We start from the raw sequence: 16248 nt of genomic DNA, 5'->3' as shown, positions 1-16248 counted from the left end.
GCATGAAAAAACAGCGGCCAAGGCCGCTGTTTTCATTGACATCATCGAGAGACGGCGATTAGCCGCGCACGAGTTCGCCGTTCTTGCGGCGCCAGAGGTCGAGCGGATTGGCGTCTGCGAGCGCCTGCGGCAGCAGCTCGGCGGGGAAGTCCTGATAACAGACCGGACGCAGGAAGCGCTCCATCGCGCTCGTGCCCACCGACGTCGCGCGGCTGTCGGACGTGGCCGGGAACGGGCCGCCGTGCACCATTGCGTGCGTGACCTCCACGCCGGTCGGAAAGCCGTTCACGAGCAGGCGGCCGGCCTTGCGCTCGAGAATCGGCACGAGGCGCATGGCGGCGGGCACGTCGCTGCGATCCATCTGGATCGTCGCCGTGAGCTGGCCCGCGAAGTGCTCGGCCACCGCGAGCAGTTCGGCTTCGTCCTTGCAGCGCACGAGCGTCGAGGCTGGGCCGAACACTTCGTCTTCGAGCGCGGGCTGCGCGAGGAAGGTTTGCGCATCGGTCACGAACAGGGCGGCGAACGCCTGGTTCGGGCCGCTCGCGGGCTGGCCTTGCGCGAGCGCGCTCACACCCTGGGTTTCGGCGAGACGCCGCGCGCCTTCTTCATACGCCGCATGAATGCCCGACGTGAGCATGGTCTGCGCGGGCTTCACGCCCAGCGCCTGCGCGGCGGCCTGCGCGAACTGGTCGAGCGCCGGACCTTCGATGCCGATCGCCAGACCCGGATTCGTGCAGAACTGACCCGCGCCGAGCACGAGCGAATCGACGAAGCCCTGGGCGATGGCCGCGCCGCGAGCCGCGAGCGCTTCGGGCAGCAGGAACACGGGATTGATGCTGCTCATTTCCGCATAGACGGGAATCGGCTCGGGGCGGTTCGCGGCGATGCGCATGAGCGCCGTGCCGCCCGCGCGCGAGCCGGTAAAGCCCACGGCCTTGATGGCCGGGTGCGCCACGAGCGCTTCGCCCACGGTGCGGCCTGCGCCAACGATGAGCGAGAACACGCCTTCGGGCAGCCCCATCTCCTGCACGGCTTGCTGGATCACACGGCCGACCATCTCCGAAGTGCCGAGGTGCGCGCCGTGCGCTTTGACGACCACCGGGCAGCCCGCCGCGAGCGCCGCCGCCGTGTCGCCGCCCGCCACCGAGAACGCGAGCGGGAAGTTGCTCGCACCGAACACCGCGACCGGGCCGAGCGCGATTTTCTGCAGACGCAGATCGGCGCGCGGCAGCGGCTTGCGCTCGGGCAGGGCGGCGTCGAGCGTGGGTGTGAGCCACAGGCCCTGGCGCACTTCCTGTGCGAACAGCTTCAGCTGACCAACGGTGCGGCCGCGCTCGCCTTCGAGGCGCGCCTTGGGCAGGCCGGTTTCCGCGTGGGCGCGTTCGGTGAGTGCGTCGCCCAGCGCGGCAATGCCGTCGGCGATGCGTTCGAGGAACGCCGCGCGCACGGCGAGGGGCAGCGTGCGGTAGGCGTCGAACGCTTCGGCGGCGAGCCGGCAGGCGGCGTCGACGTCGGCTGCCGTGCCGCTGCCGAAGGCCGGCGCGGGGATCGCTTCGCCCGTGGCGGGATTGAAAGCCGCGAGCGGCTTTTCCGAGCCGCGTACAGCGCGGCCTCCAATGAGCATGTCGCCAGTGATTTGCATGTCGTCTCCGAGTTTCGTTGCAGTGATGGTTACCATGAGTTAAGTCATCGTACAACTATCATACGCCAGATCACGGCCGCCGAACATCTGCGGCAGGCACTTTTGGGACGTGATGGGCGTAGAAAGTGCGTCAATACAAGCCTTATCGGTTATGATTCCCGTTCCATGACAGGGTAAACACGACGTTGGTTCCCGGTGCAGACACGCTTAGAATGTCATCAGACAACGTACCACGAAACATCCAATCCGCGCGCCACCGGCACGCCTGAAGGAGACAACCCGATGTCCGCCCCTGCCAACCGTTATGAGGACCTGCTGGAGTCGGCTAGCGCCAAGGTCCTGCGGCACGTGCTCCCGCTGTTCCTCATCATGTTCATCGCCAACTATATCGACCGTGTGAACGTCGGCTTCGCCGGCGCGCACATGAAGGCCGATATCGGTCTTTCGGCGGCGGCGTACGGGTTCGGCGCGGGGCTGTTCTTCGTGGGTTACGCGATCTTCGAGGTGCCGTCCAACATCCTCATGCAAAAGTATGGCGCACGCGCCTGGCTCACGCGCATCATGGGCACGTGGGGCGTCGTGGCGGCCGCCATGGCGTTCGTGCACAACGACACCTCGTTCTACGTGCTGCGTTTCCTGCTGGGCGTTGCCGAAGCAGGCTTCTTTCCCGGCGTGATCTATTACTTCGCGCAGTGGCTGCCGCAGAAGGAGCGCGGCAAGGCGGCGGCGGTGTTTCTCGCGGGCTCGGCGTTCGCCTCGGTGCTCTCGGGCCCGATCACGGGCGCGTTGCTTTCGGTGCGCGGCCTGGGTCTGGCGGGCTGGCAGTGGATGTTCCTGATCGAAGGCGGCTTTTCCATCGTGCTGTGCGGCGTGAGCTGGGTGTTCCTCAAGTCGCGCATTCGCGACGCGCACTGGCTCACGAGCGATGAGCAGGGCGCGCTCGAAACGTATCTGGCGCGCGAGCAGGCCGAGCGCGAAGCCGCAACGGGCGCGCACGTGCCGGTGCTGCGTCTCTTGAAGGACCCGCAGATCGTGCTGTTCTGCTTCCTCTATTTCGCCATTCAGCTCACCATTTACGCGGCCACGTTCTGGCTGCCCACGATCATCCGCAAGATGGGCGGCTTGAGCGACTTCCAGGTGGGCCTCTACAACGCCATTCCGTGGATGATCGCTATCGTCGCGATGTACGGTTTCGCGCTGCTCTCGGCGAAGTACCGCTTCCAGCAGGCGTGGCTCGCCATCGCGCTCGTGATCGCGGCCTGCGGCCTGTTCGCTTCGACTTCGGCGGACCCGGTGTTCTCGTTCGTGGCGATCTGCTTCTCGGCTATCGGCTTCAAGGCGGCTTCGTCGCTGTTCTGGCCCATGCCGCAAGGCTATCTCGACACCCGCGTGGCCGCCGGCGTGATCGCGCTGATCAATTCGCTCGGCAACCTGGGCGGCTTCTTCGCGCCGGCCACCTTCGGCTATCTTCAGCAGCATACGGGCTCGATTACGGGCGGTCTCTACGGCCTGGGCGTGACGTCGCTCATTGCCGCCGCCGCCGCGTTCCTTGCCCGCAACAAGCCGTCGCGCCGCACGTTTGCGGACGATTCCGTGCACAGCGGCGCGCACTGAACCCGAGCGCAACCATTAATCGAGAAGGACACACACACCATGAACCAGCCGAACCCCGACCGCTTCTTCGTCTACGTCGCGAATTCGAAAGACGGCGACATTGGCGTGTTTCATCTCGACGCGCGTAATGGCGCGCTCACGTCGCAAGCGCGCGTGGCCGCGCAGGACAACGTGATGCCGATGGCGCTTTCGCCCGATCGCCGCCGCCTCTATGCGGCCACGCGCGGCGCGGACAAGCGCATCAACGACTATGCCATCGACGCGCAGACCGGCAGCATCACACCGCGTGTGCAGACGCCGATCGAATCGAGCCTCGCGTATCTGTGCGCCGAGCCGCAAGGGCGTTTCCTGCTCGGCGCTTCGTACGGCGAGCATCGCGTGAGCCTGTATGGCGCGAACGCGCTCGAGAACGGGCAGGGCGCGCCGCTCCAGGTGATCGGCGACATCGAGCACGCGCACGCGGTGATCGTTTCCGCCGATGGGCGCTTCGCGTACGCGTCGTCGCTCGGCAGCGACCGCGTGTTCGCCTTCGCGCTGGAAGACGAAGGACGACTCGTCGAAATCGGCGCGGTCGATCTCGGTGCGGGCTTCGGTCCGCGGCACCTGCGCTTTTCGCCAGGCGGCGACGTACTGTATGTGCTGAGCGAATTCCGCGCGACGGTGGCGGTATTCGCGCGCGACGCCGCCAGCGGCAAGCTCACCGCGCAGCACGTTTCGCCGCGCGCCGCCGCCCTCGCGCATCTGAACGACGGTTTCGCGCGCCCGAGCCCCACGGACCCCGTGCAGCCCGACCCGGCGGTGCTCGCGAAGAACGTTTGGGCCGCCGATATCCACGTCTCGCCCGATGGGCGCTTCGTCTACGTGTCCGAGCGCACGACGAGCCAGATTCTCACGCTGCGCGTGGCTCATGATGGCGCGCTCGAATACGTGGGCGCGACTGCGACCGAAACGCAGCCGCGCGGTTTTCGCATCGATCCCACGGGCCGCTTTCTCGTGGCGTGCGGAGAAAAATCGCAGCACGTCTCGGTCTATGCAGTCGATGCAACCACCGGCGCACTCACACCCCTCTCGCGCGGCGAGGGCGGCAACGGTGCGAACTGGGTGGAGATCGTCGCCGCGAGCGCTTAACCGGTTCAACCCCAAGTTTCGATTGTCAGGGCGCAGCGCGCCGCACTTTTACAGGTAATCCGTTCATGTCTACACAAACCGTTCAACCGAACGCCACGCCCGTTGTGACCGAGCTGCGCGTCGTGCCCGTGGCGGGCCGCGACAGCATGCTGCTGAACCTCTCCGGCGCGCACGGTCCGTTCTTCACGCGCAACGTCGTGCTGCTGCGCGACAGCGCGGGCCATACCGGCATCGGTGAAGTGCCGGGCGGCGAGGCGATCCGCAAGACGCTCGAAGACGCGCGCGCGTTCGTGGTCGGCCAGTCCATCGGCAATATGCAATCGGTGCTCAACACCGTGCGCAAGCAGTTCGCCGACCGCGACTCGGGCGGCCGCGGCCTGCAGACCTTCGACCTGCGCACCACGATTCACGCCGTCACCGCGCTCGAAGCCGCGCTGCTCGACCTGCTCGGCCAGCATCTGAACGTGCCCGTTGCCGCGCTGCTCGGCGAAGGGCAGCAGCGCTCCGAAGTGGAGATGCTCGGCTACCTGTTCTTCATTGGCGATCGCAACAAGACCGATCTCGAGTACGCGAGCGGCGCCGATGGCCGCGACGACTGGGACCGCCTGCGCACCGAAGAAGCGATGACGCCGGAAGCGGTCGTGCGCCTGGCAGAAGCCGCGAAGGCGCGTTACGGCTTCAACGACTTCAAGCTCAAGGGCGGCGTGCTGGCGGGCGACGCGGAAATGGAAGCGGTCACGGCGCTGGCCGAGCGCTTTCCCGAAGCGCGCGTGACGCTCGACCCGAACGGCGCGTGGTCGCTCGCGGAAGCGATCCGCCTGTGCCGCGACAAGCACGACGTGCTCGCCTACGCCGAAGACCCCTGCGGCGCGGAAAACGGCTATTCGGGCCGCGAAGTGATGGCCGAGTTCCGCCGCGCCACGGGCCTGCCCACGGCCACCAACATGATCGCGACCGACTGGCGCCAGATGGGCCACGCCATTCAACTGCAATCGGTGGACATTCCGCTTGCGGACCCGCACTTCTGGACCATGCAGGGCTCGGTGCGCGTAGCGCAGATGTGCAACGACTGGGGCCTCACGTGGGGCTCGCACTCGAACAACCACTTCGACATTTCGCTCGCCATGTTTACGCATGCGGCGGCCGCAGCGCCCGGCAAGATCACCGCGATCGACACGCACTGGATCTGGCAGGACGGCCAGCGCCTCACGCGCGAGCCGCTGCAGATCGTGGGCGGCAAGGTGCAGGTGCCGCAAAAGCCTGGCCTTGGCATCGAGATCGACATGGACGAGCTGGAAAAGGCCCACGCGCTCTACCAGGAGCACGGCCTCGGCGCGCGCGACGACGCGATCGCCATGCAATACCTCGTTCCCAACTGGAAATTCGACAACAAGCGCCCGTGTCTCGTGCGCTGAACGCCATCTTCGACTGAACACCTTTACTGACTTCGCAACAGGATCAACACCATGACCACGCCGCAAGAACTCAAGCAAATCGTCTCCGAAGGCCTGCTTTCGTTCCCCGTGACCGACTTCGACGCGCAAGGCAACTTCCGCGCGAACACCTACGCCGAGCGCCTCGAATGGCTGGCCCCCTATGGCGCGAGCGCGCTGTTCGCGGCGGGCGGCACGGGCGAATTCTTCTCGCTCACGAAGAGCGAATACTCGCAGGTCATCAAGACGGCCACCGAAACCTGCAAGGGCAAGGTGCCGATTCTCGCGGGCGCGGGCGGCGCGACGCGTGTGGCGATCGAATATGCGCAGGAAGCCGAGCGCAATGGCGCGCAGGGCATTCTGCTGATGCCACACTACCTCACGGAAGCCTCGCAGGAAGGCATTGCCGCGCACGCCGAGCAGGTCTGCAAGGCCGTGCCGAACATGGGCGTCATCATTTACAACCGCGCCAATTCGAAGCTGAACGCGGACATGCTCGAGCAACTCGCCGATCGCTGCCCGAACCTGATCGGCTTCAAGGACGGCGTGGGCGAAATCGAGGCGATGGTGACGATCCGCCGGCGTCTGGGCGACCGCTTCTCGTACCTGGGCGGCCTGCCCACGGCCGAGGTCTATGCAGCGGCGTACAAGGCGCTGGGCGTGCCCGTATATTCGTCGGCAGTGTTCAACTTCATTCCGAAGACGGCCATGCAGTTCTATCGCGCGATTGCCGCCGACGACCACGCGACGGTCGGCAAGCTCATCGACGAATTCTTCCTGCCGTACCTCGCGATCCGCAATCGCCGCGCGGGCTACGCGGTGAGCATCGTGAAGGCGGGCGCGAAGCTCGTGGGCCACGACGCCGGCCCCGTGCGCGCGCCGCTCACCGACCTCACGCAAGAGGAAGTGGCGCAGCTCGACGTGCTGATCAAGAAGCTCGGCGCGCAGTAACGCGCCCGGTATTCACGCCATGCTCGCGCCAGCCGGCGCGCGGCATGGCTGGCTGCACGACACGCAACAGGGCCCTTGCGGCCCTGTTTGCGTATGAAGCGCGAATGCGGCCGGTCAGGCGTTGTCGGCGGTGTCGCCGAACAGGTCCAGATTGGCGCGCTCGCGCTTTTTGCCTTCATTGCCTTCATTGCCTTCATTGCCTTCGGTCTTGCGCGCGCGGCGCACGGCTTTTTCGCGGCGCGGCTTGCCGAACACCTCGTCGGGCGTGAAGCCGAATTCGGCGATTGCCGCGCGCACGGTAGCCAGCGCCTCGTGGGCCGCTTCGGCGCGCGCCGCTTCGATGCGCTCGTCAAGCTCGCGCTTCTGGGCGAGCAATTCGCGGTAGGTAGCCATCAATCATTCTTGTCGAGTGAAAACGAGCCGCTGATTTTACGCGCTGTGCGGGCTTCGCGTGGGTTTGACACATCAATTTGCGGCATCACACATAGGCGGCGAGGAGGGCGGTCACGACGCCCGATAAGCCCATCAGCAAGGCCGCGAGCCAGAGCGATCCGCGCGCGGGCGCACGCACCGAGGCGGGCAAGCGCTTTTTACCGCTTACCATCGGGCCGATCAGATTGTGGCCTTTCACGAGTGCATAGACGGCAATCGCGCACACGTGCAGCACGACGGCCGCCGCGAGCAGATCCCAGCCCCACGCGTGCAGGCCGGCGATGGCGTTGGCGATTTTTGCCGGCACGATTTCGCTGAGCGGGCCTTCGTCGGCGATATCGTTGTTGTCGTAGAGTCCGGTGAGCGTTTCGATTAGCAGCAGTGCGAGCAGTAGCAGAACCATCCAGCCGCCCGCCGCGTTGTGGCCCACCTGCACGTCGGGCTCGCGCCGCAACACGTGGCGCAGATGTTCGATCGCCCTGCGCGGCGAGGCGACGAAGCGCGAGAAGCGCGCCGTCTCGCTGCCAAAGCACCCCCACAGAATGCGAAACAGCACGAGCGCGAGCAGCGTCTCGCCAAGGCGCACGTGCATCTGCATCCAGTTCATGCGCTGCGTGACGTAAGCGGCGGCCACGAGCACGACGCTCAGCCAGTGGAAGAGCCGCGTGGGCAGGTCCCAGACGCGCACGCGGCGGTCCGGGCGTTCAGCGTGTTCGGGGTGCTTGGGGTGCTCGGGGCGGTTGCGGGATGCGGAGGTCGGGGTGTTCATGATCCGTGGCTGGCTTTCTGGCGGGCGTGGCGCTCAAGGGCATCATAGGTCAGGAACGCTTGCGCGCCATGTGCAGCGCACGATACGCAACCGTGTTGCCCCCGCGGCTACGTGGCGTCGCGCCGCGACTTCGGCCATACTTGCCGCTTGCCTTACATCCCTTGCAGACCGATCCCGCAGATGGAAAAAAATCGACTCGAAGCATTCAGCGATGGCGTGCTCGCCATCATCATCACGATCATGGTGCTGGAACTCAAGGTGCCGCACGGCGACACGCTCGCCGCGCTCGCGCCGCTCTGGCCGGTTTATCTGAGCTATGTGCTGAGCTTCATCTACGTGGGCATCTACTGGAACAACCATCACCATATGCTTCAGGTGGCGCGCCGCGTGAACGGCTCCGTGCTCTGGGCCAACCTGCATCTGCTGTTCTGGCTCTCGCTGCTGCCGTTCACCACGGGATGGATGGGCGAGAACGAATTCGGACGCTGGCCGACCGCGCTTTACGGCGTGAACCTGCTGCTCTGCGCGGTTGCCTATGTCGTGCTGCAATTCACGCTCGTGCGCTATCACGGCACGCAAAGCCCGCTTGCCATTGCATTGGGCAGTGACGTGAAGGGCAAGATTTCGCCAGTGATTTATCTGGCCGGGTTTGCGCTTGCAGCGCTCGACTATCCCCGCGTTGGCGCGATTTTCTACTTCATTGCGGCGTTGCTCTGGCTCGTGCCCGATCAACGCATGGAGCGGCTGGCTCTCGCCGCGAGCGAAAAGAAGGAAGAGTAAACGCCAAAGGGGCCGGCGCGCGAGCGGCCGGCCCCTTTGCGCATCACATCGTCATCAGCCTGCCAGGTGCTTGCGCTTGGCAAGTTCCTGCGCCTTGGCATAGTCGGCCTGGATCACGGGCAGGCCTTCCGTTGCTGCCTTCTTGAGGCCCGCGTCGCGGCCCGAGGCGATCTCCGCCTGGAACGCCGAGAGCGTTTTCTGCTGGCCGGCCAGCGCGACCTGCTCGATATACGTCTTGTCGAAATCCGCGCCGCGCAAATTGTTGATGCTGCTGATCACCGCCGCATCCGGGTCGTTGCGCGGCACGTCAACGCCGCGCGGGCTCGCCGCGCGCATCGAGTCGGAGAGCTTCGAATAGTCGGCCACCAGTTTTTCCGCGAAGGCCTTCACTTCGCGGTCGGTCGAGCGCGAGTCGGCAATGCGCGCGGCGTCGCGCTGCGTGGCGACGGTTTGCGTGCCGTCTGCGATGAAGGCCTTGTCGGCTTCGTGAAGCCGAACGGCCGCGCCCGAGGTGGAGGCAGAAGCCGCGGAAGGCGCGGGGGTCTGCGCATGAGCGCTCAGCGAAACGGCGCAAAGGCTGGCGGCCGAAGCCGCGATGAGCGAGGCAAGCGAGAGGCGAGTCATGTGAACTCCTTTCTGCATAGTTGGTATCGATTACGCGCGCAGTGCCGCGCCATTCCATGCGGCATGTGGTGCGGCTTTGTGCGCGACCGTTCTGGCGTGTCAGCCTTGCTGCTCAACGGTCTGAGGAATTCTATGAACTCGCTTGCCATTCAGGTGAAACGATTGCTTCGCTTGTGTAACGGTTGGTAAGAGAGCATGCGAGAGCCATAACGATCCGCGTATTCACATCGACGTCATGGGTTTATGCAAAACGGCGTTCTCCATTCGCGTCAACCGGCGCACAATGTCCCTCGCGCGTAATGTTGCCCCCACAGCGAAAAGTCCCACGATGTGGGCACGAACGCGGTTTGAGTCCCACGAGCGCGCGCAAAAAGCGCGCGCAAAAAAAACGTAGGCCAACGAGGAGGAGACAGGATGGACGACAAACTGGTTGCACCCGCATCCACCAGCACGCCGGCAGCCTCAACCACCGCCGCCGCGAACTTTCGCTGGCGCGTGCTGATCTGGCTGCTGTTTGGCGGCATCATCAACTACCTCGATCGCGCGAATCTCGCGATCGCCGCACCCGGCATGATTCACGACCTGGGCCTCACGCGCACGCAAATCGGCCTGCTGGGCACCGTGTTCGCCTGGACCTACGCGGTCATGCAATTGCCTGCGGGCTGGATCATCGACCGCTTCGGCGCGAAGCGCGCCTATGCGGTGGGCATGATCTGGTGGAGCGTGGCGACGTGGCTCACCGGCGTGGTCGGCTCGATCTCGGGCCTCATCGTCATGCGCGCGCTGCTTGCCGTGGGCGAGGCGCCGTGCTGGCCGACCTCCGCGAAGATCACGGCGGCATGGTTTCCCGCCAAGGAGCGCGGCTTTGCCACCGGCATTTGGGATTCGTCGTCGAAGTGGGGGCCTGCGCTCGCACCCGCCGTGCTGGTCGCGCTGATGATCGCCTTCGGCTGGCGCTCGCTTTTTCACGTGACGGGCGCTATCGGCATTGTCTTTGCGGTGCTGTTTCTGTTTCTCTATCGCAACCCCGTGCAGAGCAAGCGGCTCACGCGCGAGGAGTTCGCCTACATCGAAGCGGGCGGCGGCGGCCACGAGCGTTCGCTCACGACCGCGCCCATTCGCTGGCGCGCGCTGTTCGCTTCGCGCAGCGTGTGGGGCATGATTTTCGGTTACTTCTGCGCAATCTGGCTGTGGAATATCTTTCTCGTGTTCCTGCCGCTCTATCTGCTCGATCGCTTTCATATTTCGTTCGCACAACTGGGCTTCTACGCAAGTATTCCGTGGTTCGGCGGCGCGGCCGGCGAGATCGTCGCGGGCTGGATCGCCAAGAAGCTCGTAGATCGGCATGTGGCAACGCCCATGGTCGCCAAGCGCTTGCTGATCGTGGTGGGCGCGATTGGCGCGGGCGTGTGCGCGGCGGCGTTGCCGCTCGCGGGCACGATCGGCGCGAGCGTTGCGCTGATGACGCTGGGGCTCGCGTTCATCGCCGCCACCATCGGCAACGCGTGGGCGCTCGCCGCCGACATCGCGCCGTCTTCGATGGTCGCTTCCGTGAGTTCGATCCAGAACTTCGGCGGCTATTTCGGCGGCGCGTTCTCGCCGGTCGTGGCGGGCTTTATCGTCGACCGCACGGGATCGTATTCGCTCGCGTTCATCATGGGCGGTGCGATTGCGGGGTGCGCAGCGCTGTTCTACTGGTTCATGGCGCGCAAAACGGTGGGTCAGCCGGCCGAAGCGGCTTGAGGAGGCCAACGTGAACGCCTACGAAAGCTTTCCCTGGCGCACGCTATACGACACCGGTATCCAGGCGAATCCTCAGCAGGACTATGCGAACGGTCTGGACATGTTCGCGGCGGCGCTCGCTCGCGCGCCGCACGAAAGCGCGCTGCTTTACTTCGACGGCAGGCTCGACTGGCAGGCGCTCGACGCGTGGAGCGACCGCATCGCCTGCGTACTGATTGACGAAGGCGTGCAGCGCGGCGATCGTGTGGCGCTTTACTTGCAGAACGTGCCGCAGTTCGTGATGGCCTTGCTCGGCATCTGGAAAGCGGGCGCCGTGATGGTGCCGGTCAATCCGATGAACCGTGCGCGCGAACTGAAACTGCTGCTCGACGATTCGCAAACGCGCGCGCTGATCTGCGATGCCGCGCTCGAAGGCGATGTCGTTCGCGAAGTGCTAGCGGGCATCGAAGCCGATGGCAACGCCGCGCCGCGTGTACTGAGCACGCGCGCGCGTGCGCTGCAAACACGCGACGATCCACGCGTGTTCGGTGCACACGGCGAAGAGAGCGGGGAGGCACGCGATCTTTTGCAGGCAGCCCAGTCCGTGCAGAAAGGGCGCAAGCCGCCGCCAGTCACGCTTGCGGCGAGCGACCCCGCCATGCTCGTCTATACCTCGGGCACGAGCGGCCGCCCGAAAGGCGCGATCTGCACGCACGGCAATTTCGCGTTCAACGCGCAGACCTACCGCGACTTCTGCGGCCTGCGCGAAGGCGGCCCGATACTGGGCGTCGCGCCGCTCTTTCACATTACCGGCCTGGTTGGCCATATCGGCGCGGCGTGGATTGCGCGCGCACCGCTCATTCTCACGCACCGCTTCGACCCGGCAGCCACGCTCGACGCCGTCGAGGAGCACCGCGCGGAGTTCACCATCGGCGCGATCACGGTGTTCATCGCGCTGCTGCATCACGCCGATGCAACCCGCGAGAAACTGGCCACGCTCACGAAGATCTATTCGGGCGGCGCTCCCATCGCGCCGAGCGTGGTGGAGGCGTTCCGCGCGAAGTTCGGCCACGTGATCCACGGCGCCTACGGGCTCACCGAAACGAACTCGCCCACGCACATGGTGCCGCTCGGAAAGATGGCGCCTGTCGATCCGCGCAGCGGCGCGCTCGCCATGGGCGTGCCGGTGCCGGGCGCCGAAGCGGCGATCGTCGGCGACGACGGACAGGTGCTCGCGGCCGGTGAAACGGACGAGATCGTCTGCCGTGGACCGATGGTCGTGCCCGGGTACTGGAACAACGCGGCAGAGACGGCCCATGCGTTTCGCGGTGGCTGGTTCCATACCGGCGACGTCGGCTTCATGGACGAAGCGGGCTGGTTCTATCTCGTCGACCGCAAGAAGGACATGATCAACGCGGCCGGCTTCAAGGTTTGGCCACGCGAAGTGGAAGACGTGCTTTACGGCCATCCTGCGGTGCGCGAAGCGGCCGTGGTGGGCGTGCCCGATCCCTATCGCGGCGAAACCGTGAAGGCCGTGGTGAGCCTGCGTGCGGGCGCAGTGGCCGATGCGGCGGAGTTGATTGCGTTCTGCAAGGCGCGCATGGCGGCGTACAAGTATCCGCGCATCGTCGAGTTCCGCGACGAGTTGCCGAAGACGGCTACGGGGAAGATATTGCGGCGGGAACTAAGGTAACGGTTGCGCGAGCAACTTGATCAGGACGCGCCCCGAGACCGGCCCGGGGCGCATTTTGGCAAACTTATTGCACCTGACTGCGCAGCGCCTTGGCGGCAGCAACCATGTTGGTCAGCGCAGGAACGACCTCCGCCCACTGTCGCGTCTTCAACCCGCAATCCGGATTGACCCACAGACGCCCAGCCGGAATACGCTCGGCGGCCTTCTGCATCAGTTGCACGATGTGCGCTTCGGTCGGGATATTCGGCGAGTGAATGTCGTACACACCCGGTCCGATTTCGTTCGGATACTTGAAGTTGTCGAACGCGTCGAGCAGTTCCCTATCCGAGCGCGACGTCTCGATCGTAATGACGTCCGCATCCATATCGGCGATCGACGCGATGATGTCGTTGAACTCCGAATAGCACATATGCGTGTGGATCTGCGTTTCGTCTTCCACGCCGTTCGCGGTGATGCGGAACGATTCCACGGCCCAGCGCAGATACTCGCCCCACTGTGCGCGGCGCAGCGGCAAACCTTCGCGCAGCGCGGCTTCGTCGATCTGGATCACGCCCACGCCGGCCTTCTCCAGGTCGAGCACTTCTTCGCGAATGGCGAGCGCGAGCTGGTAGCACGAGACCGAACGCGGCTGGTCGTCGCGCACGAAGGACCAGTTGAGGATCGTCACCGGGCCCGTGAGCATGCCCTTCATGGGCTTGTTCGTGAGCGATTGCGCATAGGTGATCCATTCCACGGTCATTGCCTTCGGGCGGCTGATATCGCCGAACAGAATGGGCGGTTTCACGCAGCGCGAGCCGTACGACTGTACCCAGCCGAACTGGCTGAACGCGTAACCGTCTAGCTGCTCGCCGAAGTATTCGACCATGTCGTTGCGCTCGGCTTCGCCGTGCACGAGCACGTCGAGGCCCAGTTGCTCCTGCTCGCGCACGCTGCGTTCGATTTCGGCGCGCATGGCGGCCTCGTAGCCCACGTTGTCGAGCGCGCCGCTCTTGAACTGGCTGCGCGCCTGGCGGATCTCCGCCGTTTGCGGGAACGAGCCGATCGTCGTGGTCGGGAAGGCGGGCAGCTTCAGGCGTGCGGCCTGTTTCGCGGCGCGCTCGGCGTAAGCGTGCTGGCGATTGCCGAGTTGCGCGTCGATGCGCGCGATCGCGGCCTTCACCGCGGGGTTGTTCACGCGCGGCGACTGGCGGCGCGCTTGAACGGCGGCGGCGTTCGCGGCGAGTTCGGCGGCGACCTTGTCGCGGCCACCCTTCAGCGCCGTGGCGAGCACCTTTACTTCGTCGAGCTTTTGCAGCGCGAAGGCGAGCCACGAACGGATTTCAGCATCGAGCTTTTCTTCGCTCGCGAGATCGACCGGCACGTGCAGCAGCGAGCACGAAGGCGCGATCCAGAGGCGCTCGCCCAATTGCTTCGCGAGCGGTTCGAGCCATTCGAGCGCTGCGTTCAGGTCGGTCTTCCAGATGTTGCGGCCGTTGATCGCGCCCACCGAAAGCACGCTCTGCGCAGGCAGCTTTTGCGCGGCCAGCGCGACTTCCGTGCGGGCGTTGATCGCGTCGATATGCAGGCCGTCGACGGGCAGTGAGCACGCGAGGTCTAGATTTTCCTGTAGTTCTCCGAAGTACGTGGCCAGCAACAACTTGACGCTGCGCAGCTCGAACCCTTCATAGGCTGTCGCAAATGCCGCGCGCCATGCCGGATCGAGTTCGGTCACGAGTATCGGCTCGTCGATCTGCACCCACTCGACGTCCATCACGCGGAAGTAGTCGAGCAGCGCGCGATACACGGGCATGAGGCGTGGCAGCAGTGCAAGCTTGTCGGAGTCGTCCTTGGCCTTGCCGAGCCACAGGTAAGTGAGCGGCCCGATGATCACGGGCTTGGCCTTCACGCCCAGCTCGCGCGCTTCGCGCAGCTGTTCGGAAAGACGCGACGTGTCGAGGTTGAATTGCGTATCGGCCGTGAATTCGGGGACGATGTAGTGATAGTTCGTGTCGAACCACTTCGTCATTTCGCCGGCCGCAACGCCGCCGCAGCAAGCGGCATGGTCCTCGGCGCCATGGGCCGAGCGGCCGCGCGCCACGCGGAAGTAGTTGTCGAGCTTGTCGCCGTGAAAGCCCTGCACGCGCCCGGGCAGGTTGCCCAGCGTGAAGCTCATGTCGAGCACCTGGTCGTAGAACGCAAAGTCGCCGGCAGGCACGAAGTCGAGACCCTTCTGGTTTTCCCAATGCCGTGCGCGCAGTTGCACGCCAAGCGCCTTCAGTTCGTCGCGCGAAGATTCGCCCTTCCAGTAGCGTTCCAGACCGAATTTGAGCTCGCGTTTCGCGCCGATGCGCGGGAAGCCGAGATTGTGCGTGGTGACCATGTGCGTTGCCGTCCGAAATGAGGGTGCTGAAAACGATCCAGAGTGGCAGCGATCATAGAGGTATTCGATGATGAATAAAAATGGCATTATTTCATCCATCCATTAGTTTCATTCATCTGTTATTTCCATGCTCGAACGTGTTCATCTTGTCATCGTCCGCGAAGTTGCCCGCCAGGGCTCGCTTACCGCAGCCGCGGAGTCGCTTTTTCTCACGCAGTCGGCCCTAAGCCACACGGTCAAGAAAATCGAGCAGCAGCTCGGCACCCCGATCTGGGACCGTGAGGGCCGCAGCCTGCGGCTGACGCAGGCCGGGCAGTACCTGCTGTCATTGGCCGAACGGCTTTTGCCCCAGTTCGAACTCGCGGAAGAACGCATGAAGCAGTACGCGGCGGGCGAGCGCGGCACGCTGCGCATCGGCATGGAATGCGCGCCGTGCTATCAGTGGCTGCTCAAGGTGGTGTCGCCGTATCTGGCACGCTGGCCCGATGTCGACGTGGACGTGAAGCAGCGTTTTCAGTTTGGCGGCATCGGCGCGTTGATCGGCTATGACATTGACGTGCTCGTCACGCCCGATCCGCTCATCCGGCCCGGACTGCGTTTCGATCCGGTATTCGACTACGAACAGGTGCTGGTGGTCGCCGAAGACCATCGGCTCGCGAACGTGCGCTATGTGAAGCCCGAGCAGCTGATCGACGAAACGCTCATCACGTATCCCGTGGATACCGACCGGCTCGATATCTACAACCAGTTTCTGCGGCCCGCGAGCATCACGCCGCGCCGTCACAAGACGATCGAAACGACCGACATCATGCTGCAGATGGTCGCGAGCCATCGCGGCGTGGCCGCGTTGCCGCGCTGGCTCGCGGAAGAGTACGCAGACCGCATGCCGCTTGCGATCGTGAAGCTCGGCAAGCAGGGCATTGCGAAGCAGATCTTTCTCGGCACGCGGGAGGGCGACGCCGTGGTCGATTACCTGAAATCCTTCGTCGAATTCGCGCGCGATCCTGTCTGGCAAACGCCCCGCGTGCAAGGCTGATGCCGCGCGGCGCATGTAAAGCCTTACGTTTTTAAAATGAAAGGAATGCAGCCTAAGTTCGTATA

General features: G+C 64.8%; 13 protein-coding genes. 8 read left to right on the top strand and 5 right to left on the bottom strand.

What is annotated here, in order from left to right; genetic code table 11:
• Positions 1-58: 58 nt before the first annotated feature.
• Positions 59-1642 (bottom strand): aldehyde dehydrogenase (NADP(+)), encoded by a 1584-nt coding sequence (locus U5A57_RS30615; protein WP_321915423.1) that lies wholly within the window; start codon positions 1640-1642, stop codon positions 59-61.
• Positions 1643-1924: 282 nt separating this feature from the next.
• Between U5A57_RS30615 and U5A57_RS30610 the strand changes: the two genes are divergently transcribed.
• The 4 genes from U5A57_RS30610 to kdgD all read left to right on the top strand — a co-directional run bounded on the left by U5A57_RS30610 (position 1925) and on the right by kdgD (position 6768).
• Positions 1925-3256, top strand: coding sequence for an MFS transporter (locus U5A57_RS30610; protein ID WP_321915422.1), 1332 nt, complete (start codon positions 1925-1927; stop codon positions 3254-3256).
• Positions 3257-3295: 39 nt separating this feature from the next.
• The gene (locus tag U5A57_RS30605; protein WP_321915421.1) at positions 3296-4384 is read left to right on the top strand and encodes a lactonase family protein; all 1089 of its coding nucleotides are present in this window, start codon (positions 3296-3298) and stop codon (positions 4382-4384) included.
• Between the two features lie 65 nt (positions 4385-4449).
• On the top strand, positions 4450-5799 hold the full coding sequence (gene gudD, locus U5A57_RS30600) for a glucarate dehydratase (protein WP_321915420.1): 1350 nt from the start codon (positions 4450-4452) through the stop codon (positions 5797-5799).
• A gap of 51 nt (positions 5800-5850) precedes the next feature.
• Positions 5851-6768: a 5-dehydro-4-deoxyglucarate dehydratase gene (gene kdgD, locus U5A57_RS30595; RefSeq protein ID WP_321915419.1), complete on the top strand. Its 918-nt coding sequence runs from the start codon at positions 5851-5853 to the stop codon at positions 6766-6768.
• A gap of 114 nt (positions 6769-6882) precedes the next feature.
• Here kdgD and U5A57_RS30590 read toward each other — a convergent pair whose 3' ends face one another.
• Both U5A57_RS30590 and U5A57_RS30585 read right to left on the bottom strand, forming a co-directional pair.
• Entirely contained in the window at positions 6883-7161 is a 279-nt protein-coding gene (locus tag U5A57_RS30590; RefSeq protein WP_321915418.1) for an H-NS family nucleoid-associated regulatory protein, read from the bottom strand.
• 85 nt (positions 7162-7246) lie between these two features.
• Positions 7247-7969, bottom strand: coding sequence for a cytochrome b/b6 domain-containing protein (locus U5A57_RS30585; protein WP_321915417.1), 723 nt, complete (start codon positions 7967-7969; stop codon positions 7247-7249).
• Between the two features lie 180 nt (positions 7970-8149).
• On the opposite strand from U5A57_RS30585, the gene U5A57_RS30580 reads away from it, so the two are divergent.
• Positions 8150-8749: a TMEM175 family protein gene (locus U5A57_RS30580; RefSeq protein ID WP_321915416.1), complete on the top strand. Its 600-nt coding sequence runs from the start codon at positions 8150-8152 to the stop codon at positions 8747-8749.
• Between the two features lie 54 nt (positions 8750-8803).
• Here the strand turns inward: U5A57_RS30580 and U5A57_RS30575 are convergent, their stop codons facing one another.
• Positions 8804-9373 (bottom strand): DUF4142 domain-containing protein, encoded by a 570-nt coding sequence (locus U5A57_RS30575; protein ID WP_321915415.1) that lies wholly within the window; start codon positions 9371-9373, stop codon positions 8804-8806.
• 414 nt (positions 9374-9787) lie between these two features.
• Here U5A57_RS30575 and U5A57_RS30570 point away from each other — a divergent pair, with 414 nt between their 5' ends.
• Entirely contained in the window at positions 9788-11116 is a 1329-nt protein-coding gene (locus U5A57_RS30570) for an MFS transporter (protein ID WP_321915414.1), read from the top strand.
• Positions 11117-11126: 10 nt separating this feature from the next.
• Positions 11127-12788 carry a class I adenylate-forming enzyme family protein gene (locus U5A57_RS30565; RefSeq protein ID WP_321915413.1) on the top strand — a complete coding sequence of 554 codons (1662 nt, stop codon included), beginning with the start codon at positions 11127-11129 and terminating at the stop codon, positions 12786-12788.
• Between the two features lie 64 nt (positions 12789-12852).
• On the opposite strand, the gene metE is transcribed toward U5A57_RS30565, so the two are convergent.
• Complete coding sequence (gene metE, locus U5A57_RS30560) at positions 12853-15147, bottom strand: 5-methyltetrahydropteroyltriglutamate--homocysteine S-methyltransferase (protein WP_321915412.1); 2295 nt, start codon at positions 15145-15147, stop codon at positions 12853-12855.
• Positions 15148-15274: 127 nt separating this feature from the next.
• On the opposite strand from metE, the gene U5A57_RS30555 reads away from it, so the two are divergent.
• On the top strand, positions 15275-16183 hold the full coding sequence (locus U5A57_RS30555) for a LysR family transcriptional regulator (protein WP_321915411.1): 909 nt from the start codon (positions 15275-15277) through the stop codon (positions 16181-16183).
• The last annotated feature ends 65 nt before the right edge of the window (positions 16184-16248 follow it).

This window comes from Paraburkholderia sp. J11-2 (assembly GCF_905220185.1).
Taxonomy (GTDB): Bacteria; Pseudomonadota; Gammaproteobacteria; order Burkholderiales; family Burkholderiaceae; genus Paraburkholderia.
This window is presented reverse-complemented; position numbering and strand designations above follow the sequence as displayed.